This is a genomic window from Methylococcus sp. S1M, assembly GCF_051295855.1.
Classification (GTDB): Bacteria; Pseudomonadota; Gammaproteobacteria; order Methylococcales; family Methylococcaceae; genus Methylococcus; species Methylococcus capsulatus.
The window spans coordinates 294721-314879 of record NZ_JBPDXO010000004.1 but is presented as its reverse complement, the minus strand read 5'-3'; the positions used below and the strand labels follow the sequence as shown (position 1 = coordinate 314879).

The window sequence follows — 20159 nt, the reverse complement described above, 5'->3', positions numbered from 1 at the left end:
CGTCTTCCCATGATCCACGTGACCTATCGTTCCCACATTCACATGCGGTTTCGTGCGCGTAAATTTCTCTTTGGACACTGTCTTTTCCTCTCAAAACTCAGCTCTGTCCCGTGTAACGACTACGACACCGATTTCTTGATGACGGCATCCGCCACGTGCGTCGGCGCTTCGACATATTTCTCGAAATGCATGCTGTAAGTTGCCCGGCCTTGAGTCGCCGACCGCAGATCGGTGGCGTACCCGAACATTTCTGACAGCGGCACTTCGCAGCGGATGACTTTGCCGGCCGGCACTTCGTCCATGCCCTGCACGATGCCTCTGCGACGGTTGATGTCGCCCACCACATCCCCCATGTACTCCTCGGGAGTGACGACCTCGACCTTCATGATCGGCTCCAACAGCACCGGCGAGGCTTTTCGCGCCCCCTCCTTGAACGCCATCGAGCCGGCGATCTTGAACGCCATCTCGCTCGAATCCACGTCATGATAGGAACCGTCGAAGAGGGTCACCCTCACGTCGACGACCGGGAACCCTGCCAGGACCCCGTTCTGCAGTTGTTCCTGGATACCCTTGTCCACCGCCGGAATGTATTCCTTGGGAACCACACCACCGACGATGCCGTTCACGAATTCGTACCCCCCCCCGGGGTCCAGAGGCTCGATCCTCAACCAGACATGACCGTATTGCCCACGTCCGCCGGTCTGCCGCACGTACTTCCCTTCCTGCTCCACCGCTTTCCGGATGGTCTCGCGGTACGCCACCTGTGGCGCACCGACATTGGCATCCACCCCGAATTCCCGCTTCATCCGATCAACGATGATCTCCAGATGAAGCTCCCCCATGCCGGAAATAATCGTCTGCCCGGACTCCTCATCGGTCCGGACCCGGAACGAGGGATCCTCCTGCGCCAGCTTGTTCAGCGCGATGCCCATTTTTTCCTGGTCCGCCTTGGTCTTCGGCTCCACCGCGACCGAAATCACCGGCTCCGGGAACTCCATCCGCTCCAGCGTGATGACATCCTTCGGATCGCACAGCGTATCGCCGGTCGTGACGTCTTTGAGACCGATCGCCGCCGCAATGTCGCCAGCACGAACCTCCTTGACTTCCTCCCGGTTGTTCGCATGCATCTGAACCAGCCTGCCGATCCGCTCCCGCCGGTCCTTGACGGGGTTATAGACCGTATCGCCCGAAGAGAGCACACCGGAATAGACGCGAATGAACGTCAGCACCCCAACGTAAGGGTCAGTCGCAATTTTGAAGGCAAGCGCCGAAAAGGAAGCATTATCGCACGATTCCCGACTACTTTCGAGCCCCCCTTCGCCGATCCCGACGACTGGCGGCGTATCGACCGGCGAGGGCAGATAGTCCACCACCGCGTCCAGCATGGCCTGGACCCCTTTGTTCTTGAACGCCGACCCGCACAGCACCGGCACGATCTCATTGGCCAGCGTGCGCACGCGCAACCCACGCTTGATCTCCTCGACGGTCAGCTCGCCTCCTTCGAGATACTTCTCCATGAGATCTTCGGACGCTTCCGCCGCAGCCTCGACCATTCTCTCCCGCCAAGAGACACAGGCAGCAACCATTTCGGCGGGGACATCCCCCAGACTGAAGCGCATCCCCTGGGTAGAGTCATCCCACCAGATTGCCTTCATGCGCAGCAGATCAACGACGCCCTTGAATTCATCCTCCGCCCCGATAGGCAGCTGAACCGGCACCGGACTGCCCCCCAGACGACTGCGAATCTGATCGACGACGCGCAGAAAATCGGCGCCGGCGCGGTCCATTTTGTTGACGAACGCAAGACGGGGAACACCGTATTTATCGGCTTGACGCCACACGGTCTCGGACTGAGGCTCGACACCCCCTACGGCACAGAAGATGGCACAGGCGCCATCGAGCACCCGCAGCGAGCGCTCGACTTCGATAGTGAAGTCGACATGCCCGGGCGTATCGATGATGTTGATGCGGTACTCAGGAAAGGAGCCGTCCATGCCCCGCCAAAAACAGGTCGTGGCCGCGGACGTGATGGTAATGCCTCGCTCCTGCTCCTGCTCCATCCAGTCCATGATGGCAGCCCCGTCGTGCACCTCACCGATCTTGTGAGACACCCCCGTGTAAAACAGGATGCGCTCGGTTGTCGTGGTCTTCCCGGCGTCGATGTGCGCCATGATCCCGATATTCCGGTAGCGCTCGATAGGAGTCGTGCGTGCCACAGCCAAATAACCTGATGATCTTAAAGAGCGAGCTGACTGGGGTTACCAGCGGTAATGCGAGAAAGCCTTATTAGCCTCGGCCATCCGATGAGTATCTTCACGTTTCTTCACTGCCGAGCCGCGGCTCTCCTTCGCGTCCAGAACCTCTGCGGCCAGCTTCATCACCATGCCTTTCTCGCCGCGCTTGCGGGCAGCATCGATCAACCAGCGCATCCCCAGCGCCATGCGCCGAGCCGGACGCACCTCAATCGGCACCTGATAGGTCGCGCCCCCTACCCGCCGGGACTTCACCTCGACGACGGGCTGGACGTTCTCGAGCGCTTTGTTCAGAACCTCCAGGGAATTTTGAGAGGTCTTCGCTTCGATATGATCGAGCGCACCATACACGATCTTTTCCGCGATCGATTTCTTGCCGCTCACCATGAGCATGTTCACGAACCGGGCAAGCGTTTCGCTTCCAAAACGCGGATCGGCGATCACCTCGCGCCGCTCACTCCTTCTTCTTCTGGACATATCACCTAGCCTCCAAAATTAGCTCTTCGGCCGCTTCGCGCCGTACTTCGAACGACCTTGGCGACGCTTCTGAACGCCCGCCGTGTCCAGACTGCCGCGCACGACGTGATAGCGGACACCCGGCAGGTCCTTCACACGACCGCCGCGGATCAGGATCACCGAGTGCTCCTGCAGGTTATGCCCCTCACCGCCGATGTAGGAGGTCACCTCCGCCCCATTGGTCAGACGAACACGCGCCACCTTACGCAGCGCCGAATTCGGCTTCTTGGGGGTCGTGGTATAAACACGGGTACACACCCCGCGACGCTGAGGACAGCCTTCGAGCGCCGGAACGTTGCTTTTTTCCTTCTTGCTGACTCGCGGCTTTCTAACCAGTTGATTGATTGTGGTCATTACCGAGCTCCGAAACCATTCCAACCCGCATCACGCACAGAACCGCGCAACATAAATACGGGAAAGACCAAAGCTACTCAGCGTAATTACTGGCAGCCGCCATGTCAAGCGCACTTACGCCCGAACAAACAAAAATAAAAAGGCTCACATCGCTGCAAGCCTTTTCTGGAATTTGGCTCCCCCGGACGGGCTCGAACCGCCGACCCGCTGGTTAACAGCCAGCTGCTCTACCGACTGAGCTACAGGGGAATGATCAGCACGAAAAATCCACCGCTCTTCAAAAATGGCGCGCCTGGAGAGATTCGAACTCCCGACCACCTAGTTCGTAGCCAGGTACTCTATCCAACTGAGCTACAGGCGCGCTGTGGAATTCGCATTATCATGAAAGTTAAACCCTATGTCAAGCATCGTAACGATCCGGGAAGAAGGCCGTTCCCGCTCACTCGGAGGGCGACGAGGGTTACAATCGCAAAATGTATTCTCTCATGCCTGCAACCATGCCTCCGCCCATCAACTATATCGACTCACCCGCCGAGCTTGCGGCATTCTGCCGGTCCATCGGTGGTTCTCCCTGGATCGCAGTCGATACCGAATTCATGCGTGACAAGACTTATTATCCGAAGTTCTGCCTGCTCCAGATTGCCAATGGCACTCAGGCCGCCTGCATCGATCCCCTCGCCATCGAGGATCTGCGGGAAGTCGAGTGTCTGCTGTTCAATCGGGCGATCACCAAGGTGTTTCATGCCGCGAGACAAGATCTGGAGATTTTCTTCCACCGATTCCGGGCCGTCCCAGCGCCGATATTCGACACCCAACTGGCAGCCCCCCTGGTCGGCCATCCCGAGCAAGTTGGCTATGCCAGCCTCGTATCGGCCATGCTTGGAGTGACTGTCGACAAGGAGCACACCCGCACCGATTGGAGCCAGCGTCCTCTCTCGGCCGCCCAGAAGGAATACGCGGCCAACGACGTGATCCACCTCGCGGCCCTGTATCCGAGGATGCGGGAACAACTGGAACGGCTGGGACGCTATGCCTGGCTGGTGGACGAGTTCGCGGCGCTGGAGGAGCCAGACCTCTACGTAAACCGTCCGGAGGACGCGTGGCAGCGCATCGGCGGGCTGGACCGCCTGAAACCCGAGCAGTTCGCGTTGGCAGTCCGCCTCGCCGCCTGGCGGGAGAACACCGCCCAGCAGAACGATCTGCCGCGCAACTGGATACTTCGCGACGAGGCCCTGCTGGAGATCGCGCTGAGAAGACCCCGTAACCGGGATGCTCTGCAAGCTCTGAGAGGAATCGATTCGCGCATGGTACAGCGATACGGCGATGCGATGATCGCCCTCGTACAGGACGCCGGGAGTGGCCAGGCCGTGCCGCCACAACCCCACAGGGGTCAGCGCCGCAGCGCTCAGACCGAGGCCATCCTCGATGCGATGTCGGCCCTCGTCCGCCTGCGCTGCATCGAGCACACCATCAACCCCGCCGTCGTGGCCAGCCGCAAGGATCTCGAAGAGCTGCTGGAATCGCCCGACGGCGCCAAAGTCCTGCACGGATGGCGGCGCGCCCTGGTGGGAAATGACCTGCGAGCTTTTCTGGCGGGGAAGGCGATGCTGCGCACGAAGGGCGGCCGACTCACATTCGACGACTGTGAATAAGAACAACGTCTGGCGCGCATTTCCGGCCGGACTGACGGCCGCCGACGCTTATCCCCACCCGGTTTCAGGGATCCGCCTGATCGAGACCCATATTTCCTGGGTATTCCTGACGGGAACCTACGCTTACAAAATCAAGAAACCCGTCGATTTCGGATTCGTCGACTTTTCGACACTCGCTCGGCGAAGGCAATGCTGCGAGGAGGAAATCAGGTTGAACCGCAGGCTTGCACCCGAGCTGTATCTCGGCGTATGCCCAATCACCGGTTCGCCGCAAACGCCCCGGGTCGACGGAAAGGGTCCGCCGTTCGAATACGCAGTGAAAATGCGCCAGTTTGCCGAAGGCTCGCTGCTCACGGACAGAGCGGCAGCGGACACCCTGACGCCCACCCACATCGATGCACTGGCGCGGCTGATCGCCGAATTCCACCGCTCGATTCCACGGTCGGGCGAGGACGAGGAGTACGGCAGCCCGCCCCTCATCCGCAATGCAACCCTGGACAATTTCGCCCATATCGAGGCCATGTTACCGCCGGACCTGGGAGACTCCGGACTCGCGACGCTGAAAGCTTCCGCCGAAAGGGACCACGCAGCGCTGGAAGACACGTTCCTTGCCCGGAAATGCGAGGGTTACGTCCGGGAATGCCATGGCGATCTCCATCTCGCCAACATCGCTCTGATCGGCGACAAACCGGTTCCCTTCGATGCCATCGAATTCAATCCAGCGTTGCGCTGGATAGACGTCATCAGCGAGCTCGCATTCCTCGCCATGGACCTCGAAGCGCGCGGCTTGTGCCGGCTCGCGGCCAGACTGGTGAACGGATACCTGGCCGTCACCGGCGATTACGGCGGCATGGCACTGTGGCACTACTACCTGCGTTACCGGGCCATGGTCCGGGCCAAGATCGCGGCACTGAGCTGGTCGAGCGCTCCCGAGGATGCCAACCGGGCAGAGCATCTGGCCGGATTCCGCCGCTATGTCGACTATGCCCTTTCGGTTTCGTCTGGCCGGCGGCCCCGGCTCATCCTCATGCACGGTGTTTCCGGCAGCGGGAAAAGCCATGTGGCAATGCAGCTCGCCGAGCGGGAACGGGCCATCGTCATCCGTTCAGACGTCGAACGCAAACGGCTGGCGTCGCGACTCCAGACCGATCCGGTCCGGAGGTACCTCCCCGCGTTCACCCGCGCTACCTACGCCAAACTGCTGGAACTGGCAACACCCGCATTGCGTGCCGGGCTGTCCGTCATCCTCGATGCCACGTTTCTCGAACGACGCTATCGGGACGACGCCAGAAAGCTCGCCGGCCGCACCGGCGCCGGTTTCGTCATCGTCGCCATGGATGCGCCTGAGACGCTGCTGCGCCAGCGCATCCTTGCCCGGCGAAAAGAGGGAACCGATCCTTCCGACGCGGACCTCCGCGTCCTGGACAAGCAGCTACGATCCCGGCGCCCCCTGGGGGAGGACGAGGCACCGTTCACCGTAGTCTGCAGCCCGGACAGCACGGTACCGGAACTGCCTCAGTGAGGTCTTTCAGATGCCACCGATGAACTCGCCGAAAGCACGGCTGCCGTTGCCTGTGGCAATCGTCCGTTCGACTTTCAACGAAAGGCCGTTGATGACCGACACGGTGTTGTCGAACCAGTTGGCCACATAGATATGAATGCCGTCAGGGTGCAGGGCGATGCCTTCAGGATATTCCCCCACCGCGATGGTATCCACGACCTTCCTGCTCTCAACGTCAATGACCGAAACAGTGTTGTCGTACTGATTGGTGACGAACAATCGCTGATACGGCGCCATATAAGCCACGGCATAAGGGCGCTCGCCGACTTTCACCGTCGCGATCACCGACAGCGTCCGTACCTCGACGATGGAAACGTCGTCACTCTCCACATTGGCCGAAAACAAAAGCTCACCTGCGGGGTCGAGAGCAATGCCGAAGGGATGTTTCCCTACCTTGACCGTACGCAAGGTTTCCCCGGTAGCCGGATTCATCTCGGCAATGGCGTCGTCGTCGCGATTGGCGACGTAGAGATGCGAACCACCGGGCGCGAGCATCAACCCGGCCGGCACGTTTCCCGCCGCCAGTCGGCGAACGACGGCCCGTTCGTCCAGATCGACCACCGAAACCGCCCTGCCATACCAGTCCGCCACATAGGCAAACCGGCCTTCGGGATCGATCGCCACACCGACCTGGCCTTCCCCGGTGGCGATCTCGGCCGCCACCCGTTGGTTCCGCCCATCGATCAAGGTGATGCTGCTGCCGCCGGCATTCGTCACCACGACGCGGCTGCCATCCCGGCTGACGGCGACTCCAGCCGGCTCCTTGCCCACTTTCAGAGTCGCCCGGACCTCGCCGCTGGCCGTATCGATGACGCTGACGCTGTCGTCTTTCTGGTTGGTGATGTAAGCAAAGGGCTCCCCCCAAGCCGCGCATGCGAAAAAGGCGGCGACCAAGGCCGCCGCCTCCCCGGCGCAAAAAAAGATGGTTCGCTTCACGGCCACGAGGCGATCATTTTTTCTCGGCCAAAACCTTCAGATTGGCCAGGCCCTCTTTATAAACCGACGTGACGGCCTTCAGCGCTGCCTCGTCATTCTCTTCCGGCGGAGGGTTGTTGTTCATGAAGGAGCGGTAAAACGCCCCGTTCCATTCCACGACCGAGCCGGCACCGGCAGGCGTCACGCTGATGGTGGAAGAATAATTCGCGACCGGCAGGTCTTTGGGGTCGACCTCGGTGATTTTGTACGAATAGCTCATCTTTTCGGCATCGTAGCTCTTGAGCTCTTCTTTGATGATGCCGCCCGATTTCAGCTTCAACTCACGCGTCGCGCCCTTCTCGTTGCCGCCGGTGCCGATGGTGCTGGCCACCTGGGGCATCCACTCACCTTTGTCGAAATCCTTGATGATGCCCCAAACCACCGCCGGGGCGGCGTTGATTTCAATCGTTTCGGTCACCTTCTGACGGGTCGGACCGTGAGCGAACGCGGAAGCAGTCCAGACCACCAGCAAACCGGTGGCGACGAGCAGGATCTTTTTCATTACTCCTCCGAACATGGATAGATGGAAAGATAGCCGATAAGTATAAGGGCAAAGCTCATCGCGGTTAACCGGATAAGTTCCTGCCATAGACTTCCAGCGCATCCAGGATCGCCCGTTTACCGGCATCGGACTCCTGGCTCCGAAGCCGATCGATGCGGGAAAAGAACTCCGCCAAACTCAGCCCTCCGCCTATGCCGGCCAGGCGCGCCCGGCGGAATACGGCCCAACGCTCGCGTTCCTCGGCATTCAGCGTCTCCGGAAAATTCCGTGCCCGGAACCGGAACAAAAGCTCGTCGAAACGGCCGTCGACGAATCGCGGGCGGTAATGGGCCAACTGGTCCGGGGTCAGACGATGCACCTGATCGAGAGCCCGCCTGTCGGCATCGGGGATGAAACCGCCCCGGTAGAGCATCAATTCCGGATCGGACGCTGCCTCGAACGACGCCTCCACTTCGAATGCCGCCGAAATCTTGGGGATGACATCTTCTGCACGGTCCTGCAACCACTGGGCACGCCGCCTGCAAAGGACCGCATCGATACCGAGCCGCTCCCCGTCAGCCGGCCGCAAGGCCGACATCGGGACGACCACGGGACAACGGTTGGTATGCACTCCCTTCAGCGGAAGCCGCCCGGTGGCCTCCGGCAGCTCCGCCGAAGGGGTGAAAAGCCGGCGCCGGATCTCGTCCACCGAGAGATCGGACAACTGCGCGGGGTCCGACGCCAGATCGAACACGATGACACGCGTCGCGATGCGAGGATGCCGGCACAGCGGCAGCACGCAGGCGATGCAGTGACGGGAGGCAGAAAACTTCTCGGAAACGTGCAATACCGGCTGCCAGGCTCCCAGGGCCAACAGCCGCTCGACCGCGCCTTTGGCCCGGCTCTCCAACGCGAACTGGAACAGACGCGGCTGACGCTCAGCGATCAGGCGGGCGAAAGCGACGGTCGCACGCACGTCGGACAAGGCGTCATGCGCGGACTCGTGTCGAATCCCGTTGGCCGCCGCCAGGCGTTCCAGCTTGAACACGGGCGAGCCCAGGGAATCGCGCGGCCATTCGATGCCGTCTGGCCGCAAAGCCTGTGTCAAGCGGGCCAGATCGATGACGTCCCAGCGCGAATTGCCGCCTTTCCATTCCCTTGCATAAGGATCGTACAGGTTGCGGTAGAAGGCGTGCCGCAGCATTTCGTCGTCGAAACGCAGGGTATTGTAGCCGAGCACACAGGTGCCCGGCCGCATGAAAATGCGATGGATGGTGGCGATGAACGCGCTTTCCGGCACGCCGAGTTCAGCCGCATATTGCGGCGTGATACCGGTCACCAGACAGGCATCGGGATACGGAACCATGTCATCCGACGGCCGGCAATAGAGGACGTCGGGCGGGCCGATCGGATTGAATTCCAGATCGGTGCGGAGACCAGCGAACTGAGCGATGCGGTCCCGGGCCGGATCGGTCCCGAACGTTTCCAGATCGTACCAGTAGAACGATGGCGCACCGTCCATCCGAGGCCGGTCCCTTCAGAACTTGCCTTCGGCTTCCAGCTTGAGGCGCTTCTCACATTTCTGGGTGCAGATACAGTCGCCCCCATTGAGTCCCCCGCAGGTACCCTTGATCGCCGGCCGTCCAAAAATGACGCCGACGGACATCATCAGGATCACGAAACCGATGATGGCGAAGGTGATCAGAAACAACGTCATAACTGAGTTCTCCAACAAAAACTCCGGGCAAGCCGACGGTGAGCACCTCACCATCCGGCTCCGCCACAAAAAAGAACGAGGAGCACGCGGCTCCCCGTCCCATGATTCCTGCGCCGAATCAGCCGCCGAAATCGTCCAACATGATGTTCTCTCGGTCGACCCCTATGTCCAGGAGCATCTGGATGACCGCGGAGTTCATCATCGGTGGTCCGCACATGTAGTACTCGCAGTCCTCCGGCGCCGGATGGTTTTTGAGGTACTGCTCGTACAGGATGTTATGGATGAAGCCCGTGTAGCCGGTCCAGCCGTCTTCCGGCTTTGGATCCGACAGGCCGAGGAACCACTTGAAGTTGGGATTCTCGGCCTGCAGTCTGTCGAACTCCTCCACATAGAAGGCTTCGCGCAAGCTGCGGGCACCGTACCAGAAAGTCATCTTGCGCTTGCTCTTCAAGCGGAGCAACTGGTCGAAGATGTGCGAACGCATCGGCGCCATACCGGCGCCACCGCCGATGAACACCATCTCTTTGTCGGTATCGCGAGCGAAGAACTCGCCGAACGGCCCGGAAATGGTGACCTTGTCGCCCGGCTTCAGGTTGAAGATATAGGACGACATGACGCCCGGCGGCACCGTGCCCTCTTTACCCCAGGGCGGAGTGGCGATACGCACGTTGAGCATGATGATGCCCTTTTCCTCCGGATAGTTCGCCATCGAGTAAGCACGGATCGCCGGCGCTTTGACGTGCGACTCGATCTTCCAGAGATCGTATTTGTCCCAGTCCTCCCGGTATTCCGGCTCGATGGCGAAATCCGAGAACTTGCAGTCGTAAGGCGGACACTCGATCTGGATGTAACCACCGGCGCGGAAATCGACGTTCTCTCCCGCGGGCAGTTCCAGCACCAGCTCCTTGATGAAAGTGGCGACGTTGCGGTTGGAGCGCACCGTGCACTCCCACTTCTTGACGCCGAACACCTCCTCATGGACGTGAATCTTCATGTTCTGCTTGACCGTCACCTGGCAAGACAGACGGTCGCCCTGAGCCGCCTCTCGCTTGGTGATGTGCGAAAGCTCGGTCGGCAGGATTTCGCCGCCGCCTTCCAGCACCTGCACCCGGCATTGAGCACAGGTGCCGCCGCCGCCGCAGGCCGAAGACACGAACAGGTTGTTGTCGGCCAATGCCGTCAGCAGCTTGGAGCCGATCGGAACGTGGATGGTCCTCTCTCCGTTGATCAGCACCTCCACGTTGCCCTCGGCCACCAGCTTCGACTTGGCGCCCAGAATCACGAAGACCAGGGCCACCACGATAGCCGTGAAGAAAAATACGCCTAAGATAATTTCCAACATGGGATCACCTACATCCTTATAACTGTATGCCGGAGAAGGCCATGAAACCCAGTGCCATCAGACCCGCGGAGATGAAGGTGATGCCCAGGCCGCGCAGGCCCGCCGGAACGTCGCTGTACTTGAGCTTCTCGCGCACGCCGGCCATCGCAGTGATGGCGAGCGCCCAGCCGAAACCGCTGCCCACGCCATACACCACGCTCTCCGAGAAGTTATAATCACGTTCGATCATGAACAGCGAACCGGCCAGGATGGCACAGTTCACCGTAATCAGCGGCAGGAAAATACCCAAGGCGTTGTAAAGGGCCGGGAAGAACTTGTCGAGCACCATCTCCAGAATCTGGACCATGGCGGCGATCACGCCGATACAGGCCATCAGCGCGATGAAGCTGAGGTCGACGTCGCGCAGGCCGGCCCAGGACAAGGCACCTTCCTTGAGCAGATAGGTGTAGATCAGGTTGTTGGCCGGCACCGTCAGGGTCTGCACGATCACCACGGCGATGCCCAAGCCCACGGCCGTTTCGATCTTCTTCGACACCGCGATGAAGGTGCACATGCCCAGGAAGAACGACAGGGCCATGTTCTCGATGAAGACCGACTTGATGAACAGATTGATGTAGGCTTCCATCAGTGTGCCTCCCCGTGTGCGGTGGCGATCACGAAATCGGCCTTTTCCACCTGCTGGGTTTTCCAGGAGCGGATCGCCCAGATCAGGAGACCGATCAGGAAGAATGCACTGGGGGGCAGCAACAGCAGGCCATTCGGCACGTACCAGCCGCCATCCTTGACCAGGGGCAACACATCGATCCCCAGCAGTTTGCCGGAACCCAGCAGCTCACGGATGGTGGCGACGGTGACGAGGATCAGACTGTAACCCAGGCCATTGCCGATGCCGTCCAGGAAGCTCTCCCAGGGCGGATTCTTCATGGCATAGGCCTCGGCGCGCCCCATCACGATGCAGTTGGTGATGATGAGTCCGACGAACACCGACAACTGCTTGCTGATTTCATAGGCGAAAGCCTTGAGCAGCTGGTCGACCACGATCACCAGTGAGGCGATGATCACCATCTGCGCGATGATACGCACGCTGCTTGGAATGTGGTTGCGGATCAAAGCGATGCCCGCGCTGGAACAGGCGGTGACCGAGGTCAGCGCCAGACTCATGATCAAGGCCGTCGACAATTGTGAAGTGACGGCTAGGGCGGAACAGATGCCCAGCACTTGGAGGGTGATGGGGTTGTTGTCGACCAGCGGTTCGATGAGAACTTTCTTCGATTCTTCGTTCATGGGGATTAACCTCTTCCAGCTCTAACTTTCGCCAAATACGGTCCGAAGCCATCCTTGCCCATCCAATAGCGGATCAGGTTGCTGACGCCGCGGCTGGTCAGGGTCGCTCCGGCCAGCGCATCCACCTGGAATTCCGCGCCCGGCTTGCTGGGGTCCACGCCACCTTTGACCAGTCCCAAAGCCACTTCACCGATTTCGACGGTCTGGCCCTTCTCGGACAGGTTGCTTTCGTGCACCGCGGTCTTGGAGTAGTTGTAGACCTTCTTGCCCTTCCACAAAGCCTTCCATTTCGGATTCACCACTTCGCCGCCGAGTCCGGGTGTTTCCGCCTGATCGTAGAGGTTGAGGCCGATCACGGTTTCCCCATCCGCCTCCAGCGCCATGAATCCGTACATGGTGGACCACAGGCCGTAGCCGCTCACCGGCAGGATCACCGACTTGAGCTGGCCGTTCTCCTTCACCAGATACACCTTGGCGTACTTGGGCTTACGCTTGATGCCGGCGATGTCATCTTCCGGCGGGATCGCTTCGCTCAAGGCAGGATCCTTGGCCGCTTTGCGCTGGTCGTAGGTCTTGGGATCCACCGCATCGCTGTAGTCTCCGGAAGCAAGCTCCACGATCTTGGGTTCGATGTTCTTGAACGCCTCGTCGATGCCGGTACCGTCCACGAGCAAGCCGGCCACCTCGAGGATGTTGACTTTCTCATCCCTCGACTTGTTGGACTCCTGCAGCGGCTTGAGCGCCACGGCGGAACCGGACACCAGCACGGCTCCCACCAGACACAGTCCTACCGCAACGGCGACGGTTTTCTCGAAACTGTCGTTGGGCAGAGCCAGCACTCGCTCGGCATAGGCCCGGGCCTTTTCCTTCAGTGCGGCGAACTTGTCACCGCCCTGCACATTAGTCGAATTCACTGCGTTAGGCATGACGTTTGATCCTTCTTGCGATGTTCGCCTTGATGACCGCGTAGTCGATGAGGGGGGCGAAGATGTTGGAGAAAAGGATGGCCAACATGATGCCTTCGGGGAAGGCAGGATTGACCACGCGGATCAGCACCGTCATGAAGCCGATCAGCGCGCCGAAGATCCAGCGACCGAGGTTGGTATGCGCCGCACTGACCGGATCGGTCGCCATGAAACTCATGCCGAAGGCGAAGCCGCCCAGCGTCAAGTGCCAGTACCACGGCATGGCAAACATGGCGTTGGAATCGCTGCCGATGACGTTGAACAGCGTGGAGGTCGCGATCATGCCCACCATCACGCCCGCGATGATCCGCCAGGACGCGATCCGGGTGTAGACCAAAAACGCCGCGCCCAGCAAACAAGCCAGGGTCGAAGTTTCGCCCATGGAGCCGCGCTCGAAGCCGAAGAAGGTCTGGAACCAGCCGATGCCCGCCTCGCGGATCGCGTCGACTCCGCCCAGCGCACCCAACCCCAGCGCCGTGGCGCCGCTGAAACCGTCTACCGCGGTCCATACCATGTCGCCCGACATCGAAGCCGGATAGGCGAAATACAGAAATGCGCGACCAGTCAGCGCCGGGTTGAGGAAGTTCTTGCCAGTCCCGCCGAACACTTCCTTGCCCATGACCACACCGAAGGAAATGCCAATGGCCACCTGCCACAGCGGCGTGTTGGGTGGCATGGTCAAGGCGAACAGGATCGAGGACACGAAAAAACCCTCGTTGACGTCATGTTTGCGCACCACCGCGAACAGCACTTCCCACAGGCCACCGGCCACGATGGTCACGACGTAGATCGGAATGAAATACAGCGCGCCGTGGATCAGATCCGACAGCGGATTCCACGGATTGTGGCCGAACAGATTGATGATCGCGCCGCGCCAGCCCGGAGCCGATTCCATCCCGAGGGACGTCATCGCCAGATTGGCCTGGTAGCCGGTGTTGAACAACGCCATGAGCATACAGGGCAGCGCCGCAATCCAGACGTAGGTCATCACCCGCTTGAGGTCGACCGAGTCGCGCACGTGGGTCGCACCGCGGGTGACGTCGGCCGGGGTGTACAGAAAGGTATCCACCATCTCGTAGACGGGATACAGTTTTTCGAAGCGCCCGCCCTTGGCAAAGAGCGGATGGATCTTGTCGAGAAATTGCCTTACTGACATGAGACTTAGCCTTCCTTCTCAATCTGGGTGAGGTTCGAACGCAGAACCGGACCGAAATCGTGCTTGCCCGGATCGACGAAGGTGCACAGCGCCAGGTCTTCTTCGTCCAGTTCCAGGCAGCCGAGCGCCTGGGCCATGTCGGTGTCGCCCACCAGCAGCGAACGCACCAACTGGGTCGGCAGAATGTCCAGCGGCATCACGTCCTCATACACGCCGACCGGCACGATCGCACGCGGGCTGCCATGAGTGGAAGTCGTGAACGGGAACTTGCGGCCCCGCTCTTTCGGCAGGCTCGCCAGGGTCACATTGAGGAAGGAATACTTCGATGCGCTCGGCAGGATCCAGCCCATGAGCTCGCGGGCCCGACCTTCCTCGACCACGCTGACCTGATTGTGATAACGCCCGAGGTAGCAGCCCCAGGCGGTCGCCTCACGGCCATACAGGACGGAGCCGGAAATCACCCGCAATTCCTTGTCGGCCACCGTCTGACCCGCGGTGAGATCGCACAGACAGGCGCCGAGCCGGGTACGCAGCAGACGCGGCCGGGCCACGCCCGGACCGGCCAGGGACACGATGCGCTCGACGTCGATGCAACCGGTGGTGAACAGTGCGCCGATCGCGATCACGGACTGGTAGTCCAGATACCAGACGCACTTGGACGGGCCGACCGGGTCCAGATGATGGATATGGGTCCCTGCCAGGCCGGCGGGATGCGGCCCGTCGAATTCCGCCACCTCGACCTTCCCGTCATCGATGGACGGCACGGCCTGAGCCGGTGCCTTGCAGAGATAAACCTTTCCTTCGGTCAGTTTCGAAATGACGGCGAGGCCGTTCCTGAAATCTTCGGCACGCCCCTGAATCACGACGTCCGGTCGCGCCGCCAGCGGGTTGGTGTCGATCGCGGTCACGAAGATTGAATGCGGCCTGGTGTCCGGATTCGGCACTTTGCTATAGGGACGGGTCCGCAGGAAAGTCCACAGGCCCGAGGCCAGCAGATTCTCTCTCACCTGAGTTTCGCTCAGGCCGGCCAGTTCGGCCGCCTTGTAGGAAGCGAAAGTGACCTCGTCCTTGCCGTCCAGTTCGATCACCACCGACTGGAGTACGCGCCGCTCGCCGCGGTTGATCGCCTTCACCACGCCGGCACCCGGGGACGTGAAGCTCACCCCCGGATTCTGCTTGTCGGTGAAGAGCACACTCCCCAGTTTGACGCGATCACCCTCGGCGACCTGCATCGTTGGCTTGAGACCGACGAAATCCGGCCCGATCAGAGCCACGGATTTCACGGCTCCGCCGTCGGCATGGATCACCTGTTCGGGCGCTCCCGTTATGGGCAGGTCTAAGCCTTTCTTCAGTTTGATTACCATAGTGAAGCCCACTTTCCAGACAAAAATCGGCCGCGCCAACCCCTCGCATGCCTGTCGACGATCCGTGGAGACACCGAGGGGAAAGCCGTGGAAGCTGTGCAGGGTGTTTTGTTACGGAGGGACTACGTCTTCGCGCGCGAGGAAACCTTCCCGCGACCCGACCGGGCGCAGCGACGCATCCTTAGGAGAACCCTGGACCCACGAAAAACAAAGCGATTGAAGTATTAGATCACAAAACCAACGAGGCAACAATTGAAGCCGCCGCGCCGCATTTGTGCACGAGAAGCGACAAATTGGGGCGTCGCCGGCAAACGTGGGGAAGGGGAGAGACAAAAAAGCCGGGCCCGAAAACGAGCCCGGAAACACCATCCCAGAGGATAAAACTTGAGGAAAACATCGGCTGTAACTTCAGTTCGTCACTTCCGTGACGACCTTGGTACACATCGTAATGGAATCCCCCCTGGCCTGCCTTGATGTACGTCAAGTTTTCATCAACTCCGGTACCTTTTCGCGCTTCCGGCGGCACATCAATTCTTATGATCCTCCGCAGCGGGCTGCAAAACGATGCACCACAACCGTCCACGACGGACATCGTGCACTCCTAGGAAAGACCGCATTTCCTCCAACGGACACGACACTGCCCGCACACAAAATGCATGCAGGCAGAGCAAGCCACAGCTTATCATTGCTCTTGGCCGGGCAGGCAGCGTCATCGAGCATGCGTCTGTCACGGAGGGCTGTATGTCATCCACTAGAGTTCCGGGGGAGCAGGCATACGCGAGCGTCACGCCGGTTCCATCCGCTCAAGGCACAAACCCGTCCATCCTGAAACCGTTCCGCCCTTTCGCCATGGACCTTCTCGTCAAATTGATCAAAATCCTGCTCCTGCTGGTCTGCGCCGCGCTCGCCTTCGGCTGGGGCGTCTGCGGCATTCTGGGACTGGCGGCGGTCGGCAATCCGAACGGCGGCCTGTCCTGGGAAATTCTTCCGCTGGCCTTGGCAGGCTTCGCGCTGATGGCATTGTTCGGCTGGTTCGCCTGGAAGCTCAAACGCTCTTTGAGCCCTACCACGGGCAGGCCACCATGATCCGGGACGCAGCCCTGGCACACGCCGTCCACGCCATTCTGGAGGCGCTGGGCATGGCGATCGGCGCCCGCCATTACTTTTTCCTCCGCCGGAAAAACGGCCTGGTTTCCACCCTGTCCAACCCCGCTTATACCGTACTCGTGGGCTGCCTGCTGGGTGCGGCGATCGGCAACAAGGCGGTGTTCTGGCTGGACATGCCGCATCTGTGGGCGGCGCACGGCGGGATCCTGGGTTTTTTCCACGGCGGCCAATCCATGGTCGGCGGCCTGCTGGGCGGGCTGATGGGGGTGGAGATCGCCAAGAGACTTGCGGGTCTACGACAGTCCACAGGCGATCTGTTCGTGTTTCCAATCCTGCAGGGACTCATGATCGGCCGGCTCGGCTGCTTCCTGGCCGGCCGTCACGATGATACCTACGGCCTCCCTACCCGGCTTCCCTGGGGTATCGACTTCGGCGACGGCATCGCCCGCCATCCGACCCAACTCTACGAAATCCTGTTCGCCGCCCTGCTCTGGGCCGCATTACGCAGGCAACAAGCCCGCTGCGCCGCCGAGCCGGGCCTGCTGTTCAAGCTGATGCTGAGCGCCTATCTGTTGTGGCGGCTGGGCGTCGACCGTTTGAAGCCCGTGCCCTACCCCTATCCGCCGGGGCTGTCGGGCATCCAGTGGGTCTGCCTGCTGGCGCTCGTGGTCTACGCACCGCTGACGCTGCGTCAATGGAGGCGCCTGGCATGAGCCGCAAGACCCGCCCGTATCTGTTTTACGACACCACGGCCTCGGTCTGCTCGACCTGCCTCGCGCGGGTGGAGGCGAAAATCCTCATAAAGGGCGGACGGGTGTTCATGGAAAAGTGGTGCCCGGAGCACGGCTTCGAGCGCACCTTGATGGCGGATGACGCCGACTACTACCGCCAGTGCCGCGAGCAATGGATCAAGCCGCCGGAATTGCCGCGCCGTTTCGCCACCCCCATGGCGCGCGGCTGCCCGTGGGACTGCGGGCTATGTCCGGACCACATGCAGCATTCCTGCGTCACCGTGCTGGAGGTCACCGGCCACTGCAACCTGCGGTGTCCGGTCTGCTATGCCGGCTCGGGCCCGGACAACCCGAGCTACCGCAGCCTGGACGAAATCGGCCGCATGCTCGACACGATAGTCGAGGCCGAGGGCGCGCCGGACGTGGTGCAGATTTCCGGCGGCGAGCCGACCCTGCATCCGCGGTTCTTCGACATTCTGAAGGAGGCGCGGCGGCGGCCCATCCGCCATCTGATGGTCAACACCAACGGCATCGTCCTGGCACGCGATCCGGATTTCGCCCGACGGCTGGCTGAATTCGGGCCGGGACTGGAGGTCTATCTCCAATTCGACTCACTGGACGACGCGGTGCTGCGCCAGCTGCGCGGCGCCGATCTGGCGCGCATCCACGAACAGGCATTGGAGCACCTGAATGCCGCCGGTATCTCCACCAGCCTGGTCGCCACCTTGCGCAGGGGCCTGAACGACGGCGAGATCGGCGCACTGGTCCGTCATGCCCTGAACTGGTCCTGTGTGCGCGGCATCACCTTCCAACCGATCGAAGACGCCGGGCGCAACGAGGGCTTCGACGCCGCCCGCCACCGCCTCACCGTGAGCGAAATCCGCCGCGCCATCGCCGAGCAGTCCGGGCTGTTCGCATTGGAAGACGTGGTCCCCGTCCCCTGCAATCCGGACACTTTGGCGATGGCCTACGCCCTCAAGCTGGACGGCCAGACCCTGCCGCTCACCCGCTACCTGGACCGGGAACTCCTGGTCGGCGGCGCTTCCAACACCATCGCCTTCGAGCGCGATCCGCGGCTCACGGACACCCTGGTGCAACTGTTCTCCACCGCCCACGGCCCGGAACAGCGCGCCCGCTGCCTATCCGAACTGCTTTGCTGCCTGCCGCGCGTCGAAGCGCCAGCGGCGCTGGACTACCGCAACGTGTTCCGCGTACTCGTCGTACAATTCATGGACGCCGCCAACCTGGATCTGCGGGCTCTCAAGAAGTCTTGCGTCCACATCGTCCAGCCGAACGGCCAGATGGTCCCGTTCGAAGCGTTCAACCTCTTCTACCGCAAGGAATAAACCATTCCATCCCGACCCGCGGCCTTGGCCGCCTTGAAGCTTCCCCGGAAAACCAGCCCGGTCCCCGAATGTGAACCAGCCCATGATGCTCTATCGTCTCTCGAAGCCCCTCATCTGCGGAACCTTGCTGTCGGCGGTTCCCATGGTTCTGGCCGACCCCACGCCGCCCTCGCCGCCTGCCACCCCATTTCCAGTCTTTCCCGAGCCCCCCTTCATCCCGTCGGCGGCATCGAGTCAGCGCAACGAGCATCGGCCGTTTCAAAAGACGATCCGATTTACGATCGGCAACGAGGAAAAAGAGGGGTACGCGGAAATCCCGGTCGCCGGGCGGCAACGCCTGGTGATCGAGCACGTTTCGGCCCTGGTGCAAGGCCCCGCCGGGCAGAAGTACTTCGCATCCCTGCGGACGACCATCCAGCGTAACGAAACGGCGTGGCACTATTTAGTCCTGTCTCAGCAATACGCCGGAGCCGGCGTCGATGTTTACGCGGCTAGCCAGCCGATACGGGCCTATGCAGACCCCGACGAGTTTCCGATCCGGTTTTCGGTGAGCCGCGGCCTTGACGACACCGGGACAGTGTCCGTCGATGCCACGATTTCCGGCTACCTGGTCGACCGATGACATCGGCGTCTTGCCTTGGGCTGTTGATCTGGCAATGACCATTAGGTAGTGGTAAGGCCATAATCAAAGAAGCCGGTTGAACAATTGGCGGAAAACCGGCTGCCCCTCCCGCAATTCGTTTGGACACGTCGTGGGGTAAACAGACATGTCAGAGAAAAGAGCGGGAAATGCTGAATGAGACAGAGGTTAGGAGGATGCGCTGGAAGGAGCGCGTGGCGTGACTGGAAGCGCGCCCGGCACGGCGGCCGAAGTCGAGCGCTGGCCGGTCGGGCGTAAGAAGCAAGTCGTGCTGCGCCTGCTGCGCGGTGAATCGGTCGATGCCCTGTCGCGCGAGCTGGCGATGCCGATCGTCCGGCTGGAACAGCGGTTAATCGTGCGCTGGCCGGCATCGATGCCGGTCTCGAGGAACGCGAGAGGCGCGGTTCGATGAGGCCGATCGGCGCATCGGCAAACTGGTGAAGGAAGTCGATATTCTGCGCAAGGAAAGGGAGGCGCGCCGCCCTTTGGGCTGGAGGAGGTCGTCGCGATGGGCCTGACGGCCTCGCAAGGCACCGGCAAACGCTAGGGTCTGGAACGGGTTTGCCGGGTGTGGAGTTCCCGCGTTCGACGAGCTACGCCCCGCGGTCCGGGGAAGCATCCAAAGGTGGGGCCCGCTGCATCCGGTTCGGCGCGGGCTGAAGCCGGAGGTTTCCGATGCCGACCTGTTGGCGGCCATGCGTGCCGATCTGGCCGCC

At 61.2% G+C, this 20159-nt stretch carries 21 protein-coding genes and 2 tRNA genes; 7 read left to right on the top strand and 16 right to left on the bottom strand.

Annotated features, from left to right (window positions below; genetic code table 11):
• Window positions 1-119: 119 nt before the first annotated feature.
• From fusA to ACSHWJ_RS09920, 5 genes are all read right to left on the bottom strand, one after another.
• Window positions 120-2216 (bottom strand): elongation factor G, encoded by a 2097-nt coding sequence (fusA, locus tag ACSHWJ_RS09940; protein WP_432539721.1) that lies wholly within the window; start codon window positions 2214-2216, stop codon window positions 120-122.
• Between the two features lie 42 nt (window positions 2217-2258).
• Window positions 2259-2729 carry a 30S ribosomal protein S7 gene (rpsG, locus tag ACSHWJ_RS09935; protein WP_010961603.1) on the bottom strand — a complete coding sequence of 157 codons (471 nt, stop codon included), beginning with the start codon at window positions 2727-2729 and terminating at the stop codon, window positions 2259-2261.
• Between the two features lie 18 nt (window positions 2730-2747).
• Window positions 2748-3122 carry a 30S ribosomal protein S12 gene (gene rpsL / locus ACSHWJ_RS09930; RefSeq protein ID WP_010961604.1) on the bottom strand — a complete coding sequence of 125 codons (375 nt, stop codon included), beginning with the start codon at window positions 3120-3122 and terminating at the stop codon, window positions 2748-2750.
• A 173-nt stretch (window positions 3123-3295) separates the two neighbouring features.
• Window positions 3296-3371: transfer RNA gene (locus ACSHWJ_RS09925), tRNA-Asn, on the bottom strand.
• A gap of 35 nt (window positions 3372-3406) precedes the next feature.
• Window positions 3407-3483 (bottom strand) — tRNA-Arg (locus tag ACSHWJ_RS09920).
• A 124-nt stretch (window positions 3484-3607) separates the two neighbouring features.
• On the opposite strand from ACSHWJ_RS09920, the gene rnd reads away from it, so the two are divergent.
• Both rnd and ACSHWJ_RS09910 read left to right on the top strand, forming a co-directional pair.
• Entirely contained in the window at window positions 3608-4774 is a 1167-nt protein-coding gene (rnd, locus tag ACSHWJ_RS09915) for a ribonuclease D (protein ID WP_432539655.1), read from the top strand.
• Window positions 4767-6296, top strand: coding sequence for an AAA family ATPase (locus ACSHWJ_RS09910; protein ID WP_432539656.1), 1530 nt, complete (start codon window positions 4767-4769; stop codon window positions 6294-6296). Before rnd ends, ACSHWJ_RS09910 begins: the two co-directional genes overlap by 8 nt.
• A gap of 6 nt (window positions 6297-6302) precedes the next feature.
• Here ACSHWJ_RS09910 and ACSHWJ_RS09905 read toward each other — a convergent pair whose 3' ends face one another.
• The 11 genes from ACSHWJ_RS09905 to ACSHWJ_RS09855 form a co-directional block, all read right to left on the bottom strand.
• On the bottom strand, window positions 6303-7271 hold the full coding sequence (locus tag ACSHWJ_RS09905) for a YncE family protein (protein ID WP_228370197.1): 969 nt from the start codon (window positions 7269-7271) through the stop codon (window positions 6303-6305).
• A gap of 13 nt (window positions 7272-7284) precedes the next feature.
• Window positions 7285-7812: an SRPBCC family protein gene (locus tag ACSHWJ_RS09900; protein ID WP_010961608.1), complete on the bottom strand. Its 528-nt coding sequence runs from the start codon at window positions 7810-7812 to the stop codon at window positions 7285-7287.
• A gap of 64 nt (window positions 7813-7876) precedes the next feature.
• A complete protein-coding gene (gene sbcB / locus ACSHWJ_RS09895) occupies window positions 7877-9313 on the bottom strand; it encodes an exodeoxyribonuclease I (protein ID WP_432539657.1) in 1437 nt (478 codons plus the stop codon).
• 15 nt (window positions 9314-9328) lie between these two features.
• Complete coding sequence (locus ACSHWJ_RS09890; RefSeq protein WP_010961610.1) at window positions 9329-9508, bottom strand: hypothetical protein; 180 nt, start codon at window positions 9506-9508, stop codon at window positions 9329-9331.
• Between the two features lie 118 nt (window positions 9509-9626).
• Window positions 9627-10850, bottom strand: coding sequence for an NADH:ubiquinone reductase (Na(+)-transporting) subunit F (nqrF, locus tag ACSHWJ_RS09885; RefSeq protein WP_010961611.1), 1224 nt, complete (start codon window positions 10848-10850; stop codon window positions 9627-9629).
• Window positions 10851-10866: 16 nt separating this feature from the next.
• Entirely contained in the window at window positions 10867-11475 is a 609-nt protein-coding gene (gene nqrE / locus ACSHWJ_RS09880; RefSeq protein ID WP_017366077.1) for an NADH:ubiquinone reductase (Na(+)-transporting) subunit E, read from the bottom strand.
• Window positions 11475-12134, bottom strand: a complete 660-nt coding sequence (locus ACSHWJ_RS09875) for an NADH:ubiquinone reductase (Na(+)-transporting) subunit D (RefSeq protein ID WP_010961613.1) — start codon at window positions 12132-12134, stop codon at window positions 11475-11477. Before ACSHWJ_RS09875 ends, nqrE begins: the two co-directional genes overlap by 1 nt.
• Window positions 12135-12139: 5 nt before the next feature.
• Window positions 12140-13060: a Na(+)-translocating NADH-quinone reductase subunit C gene (locus tag ACSHWJ_RS09870; protein ID WP_026597589.1), complete on the bottom strand. Its 921-nt coding sequence runs from the start codon at window positions 13058-13060 to the stop codon at window positions 12140-12142.
• Window positions 13053-14255 (bottom strand): NADH:ubiquinone reductase (Na(+)-transporting) subunit B, encoded by a 1203-nt coding sequence (locus ACSHWJ_RS09865; RefSeq protein WP_010961615.1) that lies wholly within the window; start codon window positions 14253-14255, stop codon window positions 13053-13055. Before ACSHWJ_RS09865 ends, ACSHWJ_RS09870 begins: the two co-directional genes overlap by 8 nt.
• 5 nt (window positions 14256-14260) lie before the next feature.
• On the bottom strand, window positions 14261-15619 hold the full coding sequence (locus ACSHWJ_RS09860) for a Na(+)-translocating NADH-quinone reductase subunit A (protein ID WP_432539658.1): 1359 nt from the start codon (window positions 15617-15619) through the stop codon (window positions 14261-14263).
• 229 nt (window positions 15620-15848) lie between these two features.
• The gene (locus ACSHWJ_RS09855; protein WP_154656669.1) at window positions 15849-16211 is read right to left on the bottom strand and encodes a hypothetical protein; all 363 of its coding nucleotides are present in this window, start codon (window positions 16209-16211) and stop codon (window positions 15849-15851) included.
• A gap of 149 nt (window positions 16212-16360) precedes the next feature.
• On the opposite strand from ACSHWJ_RS09855, the gene ACSHWJ_RS09850 reads away from it, so the two are divergent.
• The 5 genes from ACSHWJ_RS09850 (at window position 16361) to ACSHWJ_RS09830 (ending at window position 19855) form a co-directional block, all read left to right on the top strand.
• On the top strand, window positions 16361-16705 hold the full coding sequence (locus ACSHWJ_RS09850; protein WP_432539659.1) for a hypothetical protein: 345 nt from the start codon (window positions 16361-16363) through the stop codon (window positions 16703-16705).
• Window positions 16702-17439 (top strand): prolipoprotein diacylglyceryl transferase, encoded by a 738-nt coding sequence (locus ACSHWJ_RS09845; protein ID WP_432539660.1) that lies wholly within the window; start codon window positions 16702-16704, stop codon window positions 17437-17439. Before ACSHWJ_RS09850 ends, ACSHWJ_RS09845 begins: the two co-directional genes overlap by 4 nt.
• Window positions 17436-18803: a radical SAM protein gene (locus ACSHWJ_RS09840; RefSeq protein ID WP_432539661.1), complete on the top strand. Its 1368-nt coding sequence runs from the start codon at window positions 17436-17438 to the stop codon at window positions 18801-18803. The genes ACSHWJ_RS09845 and ACSHWJ_RS09840 overlap by 4 nt, the downstream gene beginning before the upstream one ends.
• Window positions 18804-18945: 142 nt before the next feature.
• Window positions 18946-19425 (top strand): hypothetical protein, encoded by a 480-nt coding sequence (locus ACSHWJ_RS09835; RefSeq protein ID WP_238536899.1) that lies wholly within the window; start codon window positions 18946-18948, stop codon window positions 19423-19425.
• Between the two features lie 217 nt (window positions 19426-19642).
• The gene (locus ACSHWJ_RS09830) at window positions 19643-19855 is read left to right on the top strand and encodes a hypothetical protein (RefSeq protein WP_050738211.1); all 213 of its coding nucleotides are present in this window, start codon (window positions 19643-19645) and stop codon (window positions 19853-19855) included.
• Window positions 19856-20159 lie beyond the last annotated feature (304 nt).

Coding starts and splice junctions, on each gene's coding strand:
- ACSHWJ_RS09900 (WP_010961608.1), bottom strand. CDS start 7,812: ATGAAAAAGATCCTGCTCGTCGCCACCGGTTTGCTGGTGGTCTGGACT.
- rpsG (WP_010961603.1), bottom strand. CDS start 2,729: ATGTCCAGAAGAAGAAGGAGTGAGCGGCGCGAGGTGATCGCCGATCCG.
- ACSHWJ_RS09890 (WP_010961610.1), bottom strand. CDS start 9,508: ATGACGTTGTTTCTGATCACCTTCGCCATCATCGGTTTCGTGATCCTG.
- ACSHWJ_RS09860 (WP_432539658.1), bottom strand. CDS start 15,619: ATGGTAATCAAACTGAAGAAAGGCTTAGACCTGCCCATAACGGGAGCG.
- nqrF (WP_010961611.1), bottom strand. CDS start 10,850: ATGTTGGAAATTATCTTAGGCGTATTTTTCTTCACGGCTATCGTGGTG.
- ACSHWJ_RS09865 (WP_010961615.1), bottom strand. CDS start 14,255: ATGTCAGTAAGGCAATTTCTCGACAAGATCCATCCGCTCTTTGCCAAG.
- ACSHWJ_RS09835 (WP_238536899.1), top strand. CDS start 18,946: ATGGTTCTGGCCGACCCCACGCCGCCCTCGCCGCCTGCCACCCCATTT.
- ACSHWJ_RS09870 (WP_026597589.1), bottom strand. CDS start 13,060: ATGCCTAACGCAGTGAATTCGACTAATGTGCAGGGCGGTGACAAGTTC.
- sbcB (WP_432539657.1), bottom strand. CDS start 9,313: ATGGACGGTGCGCCATCGTTCTACTGGTACGATCTGGAAACGTTCGGG.
- ACSHWJ_RS09850 (WP_432539659.1), top strand. CDS start 16,361: ATGTCATCCACTAGAGTTCCGGGGGAGCAGGCATACGCGAGCGTCACG.
- ACSHWJ_RS09840 (WP_432539661.1), top strand. CDS start 17,436: ATGAGCCGCAAGACCCGCCCGTATCTGTTTTACGACACCACGGCCTCG.
- rnd (WP_432539655.1), top strand. CDS start 3,608: ATGCCTGCAACCATGCCTCCGCCCATCAACTATATCGACTCACCCGCC.
- nqrE (WP_017366077.1), bottom strand. CDS start 11,475: ATGGAAGCCTACATCAATCTGTTCATCAAGTCGGTCTTCATCGAGAAC.
- ACSHWJ_RS09875 (WP_010961613.1), bottom strand. CDS start 12,134: ATGAACGAAGAATCGAAGAAAGTTCTCATCGAACCGCTGGTCGACAAC.
- ACSHWJ_RS09845 (WP_432539660.1), top strand. CDS start 16,702: ATGATCCGGGACGCAGCCCTGGCACACGCCGTCCACGCCATTCTGGAG.
- ACSHWJ_RS09855 (WP_154656669.1), bottom strand. CDS start 16,211: ATGTCCGTCGTGGACGGTTGTGGTGCATCGTTTTGCAGCCCGCTGCGG.
- rpsL (WP_010961604.1), bottom strand. CDS start 3,122: ATGACCACAATCAATCAACTGGTTAGAAAGCCGCGAGTCAGCAAGAAG.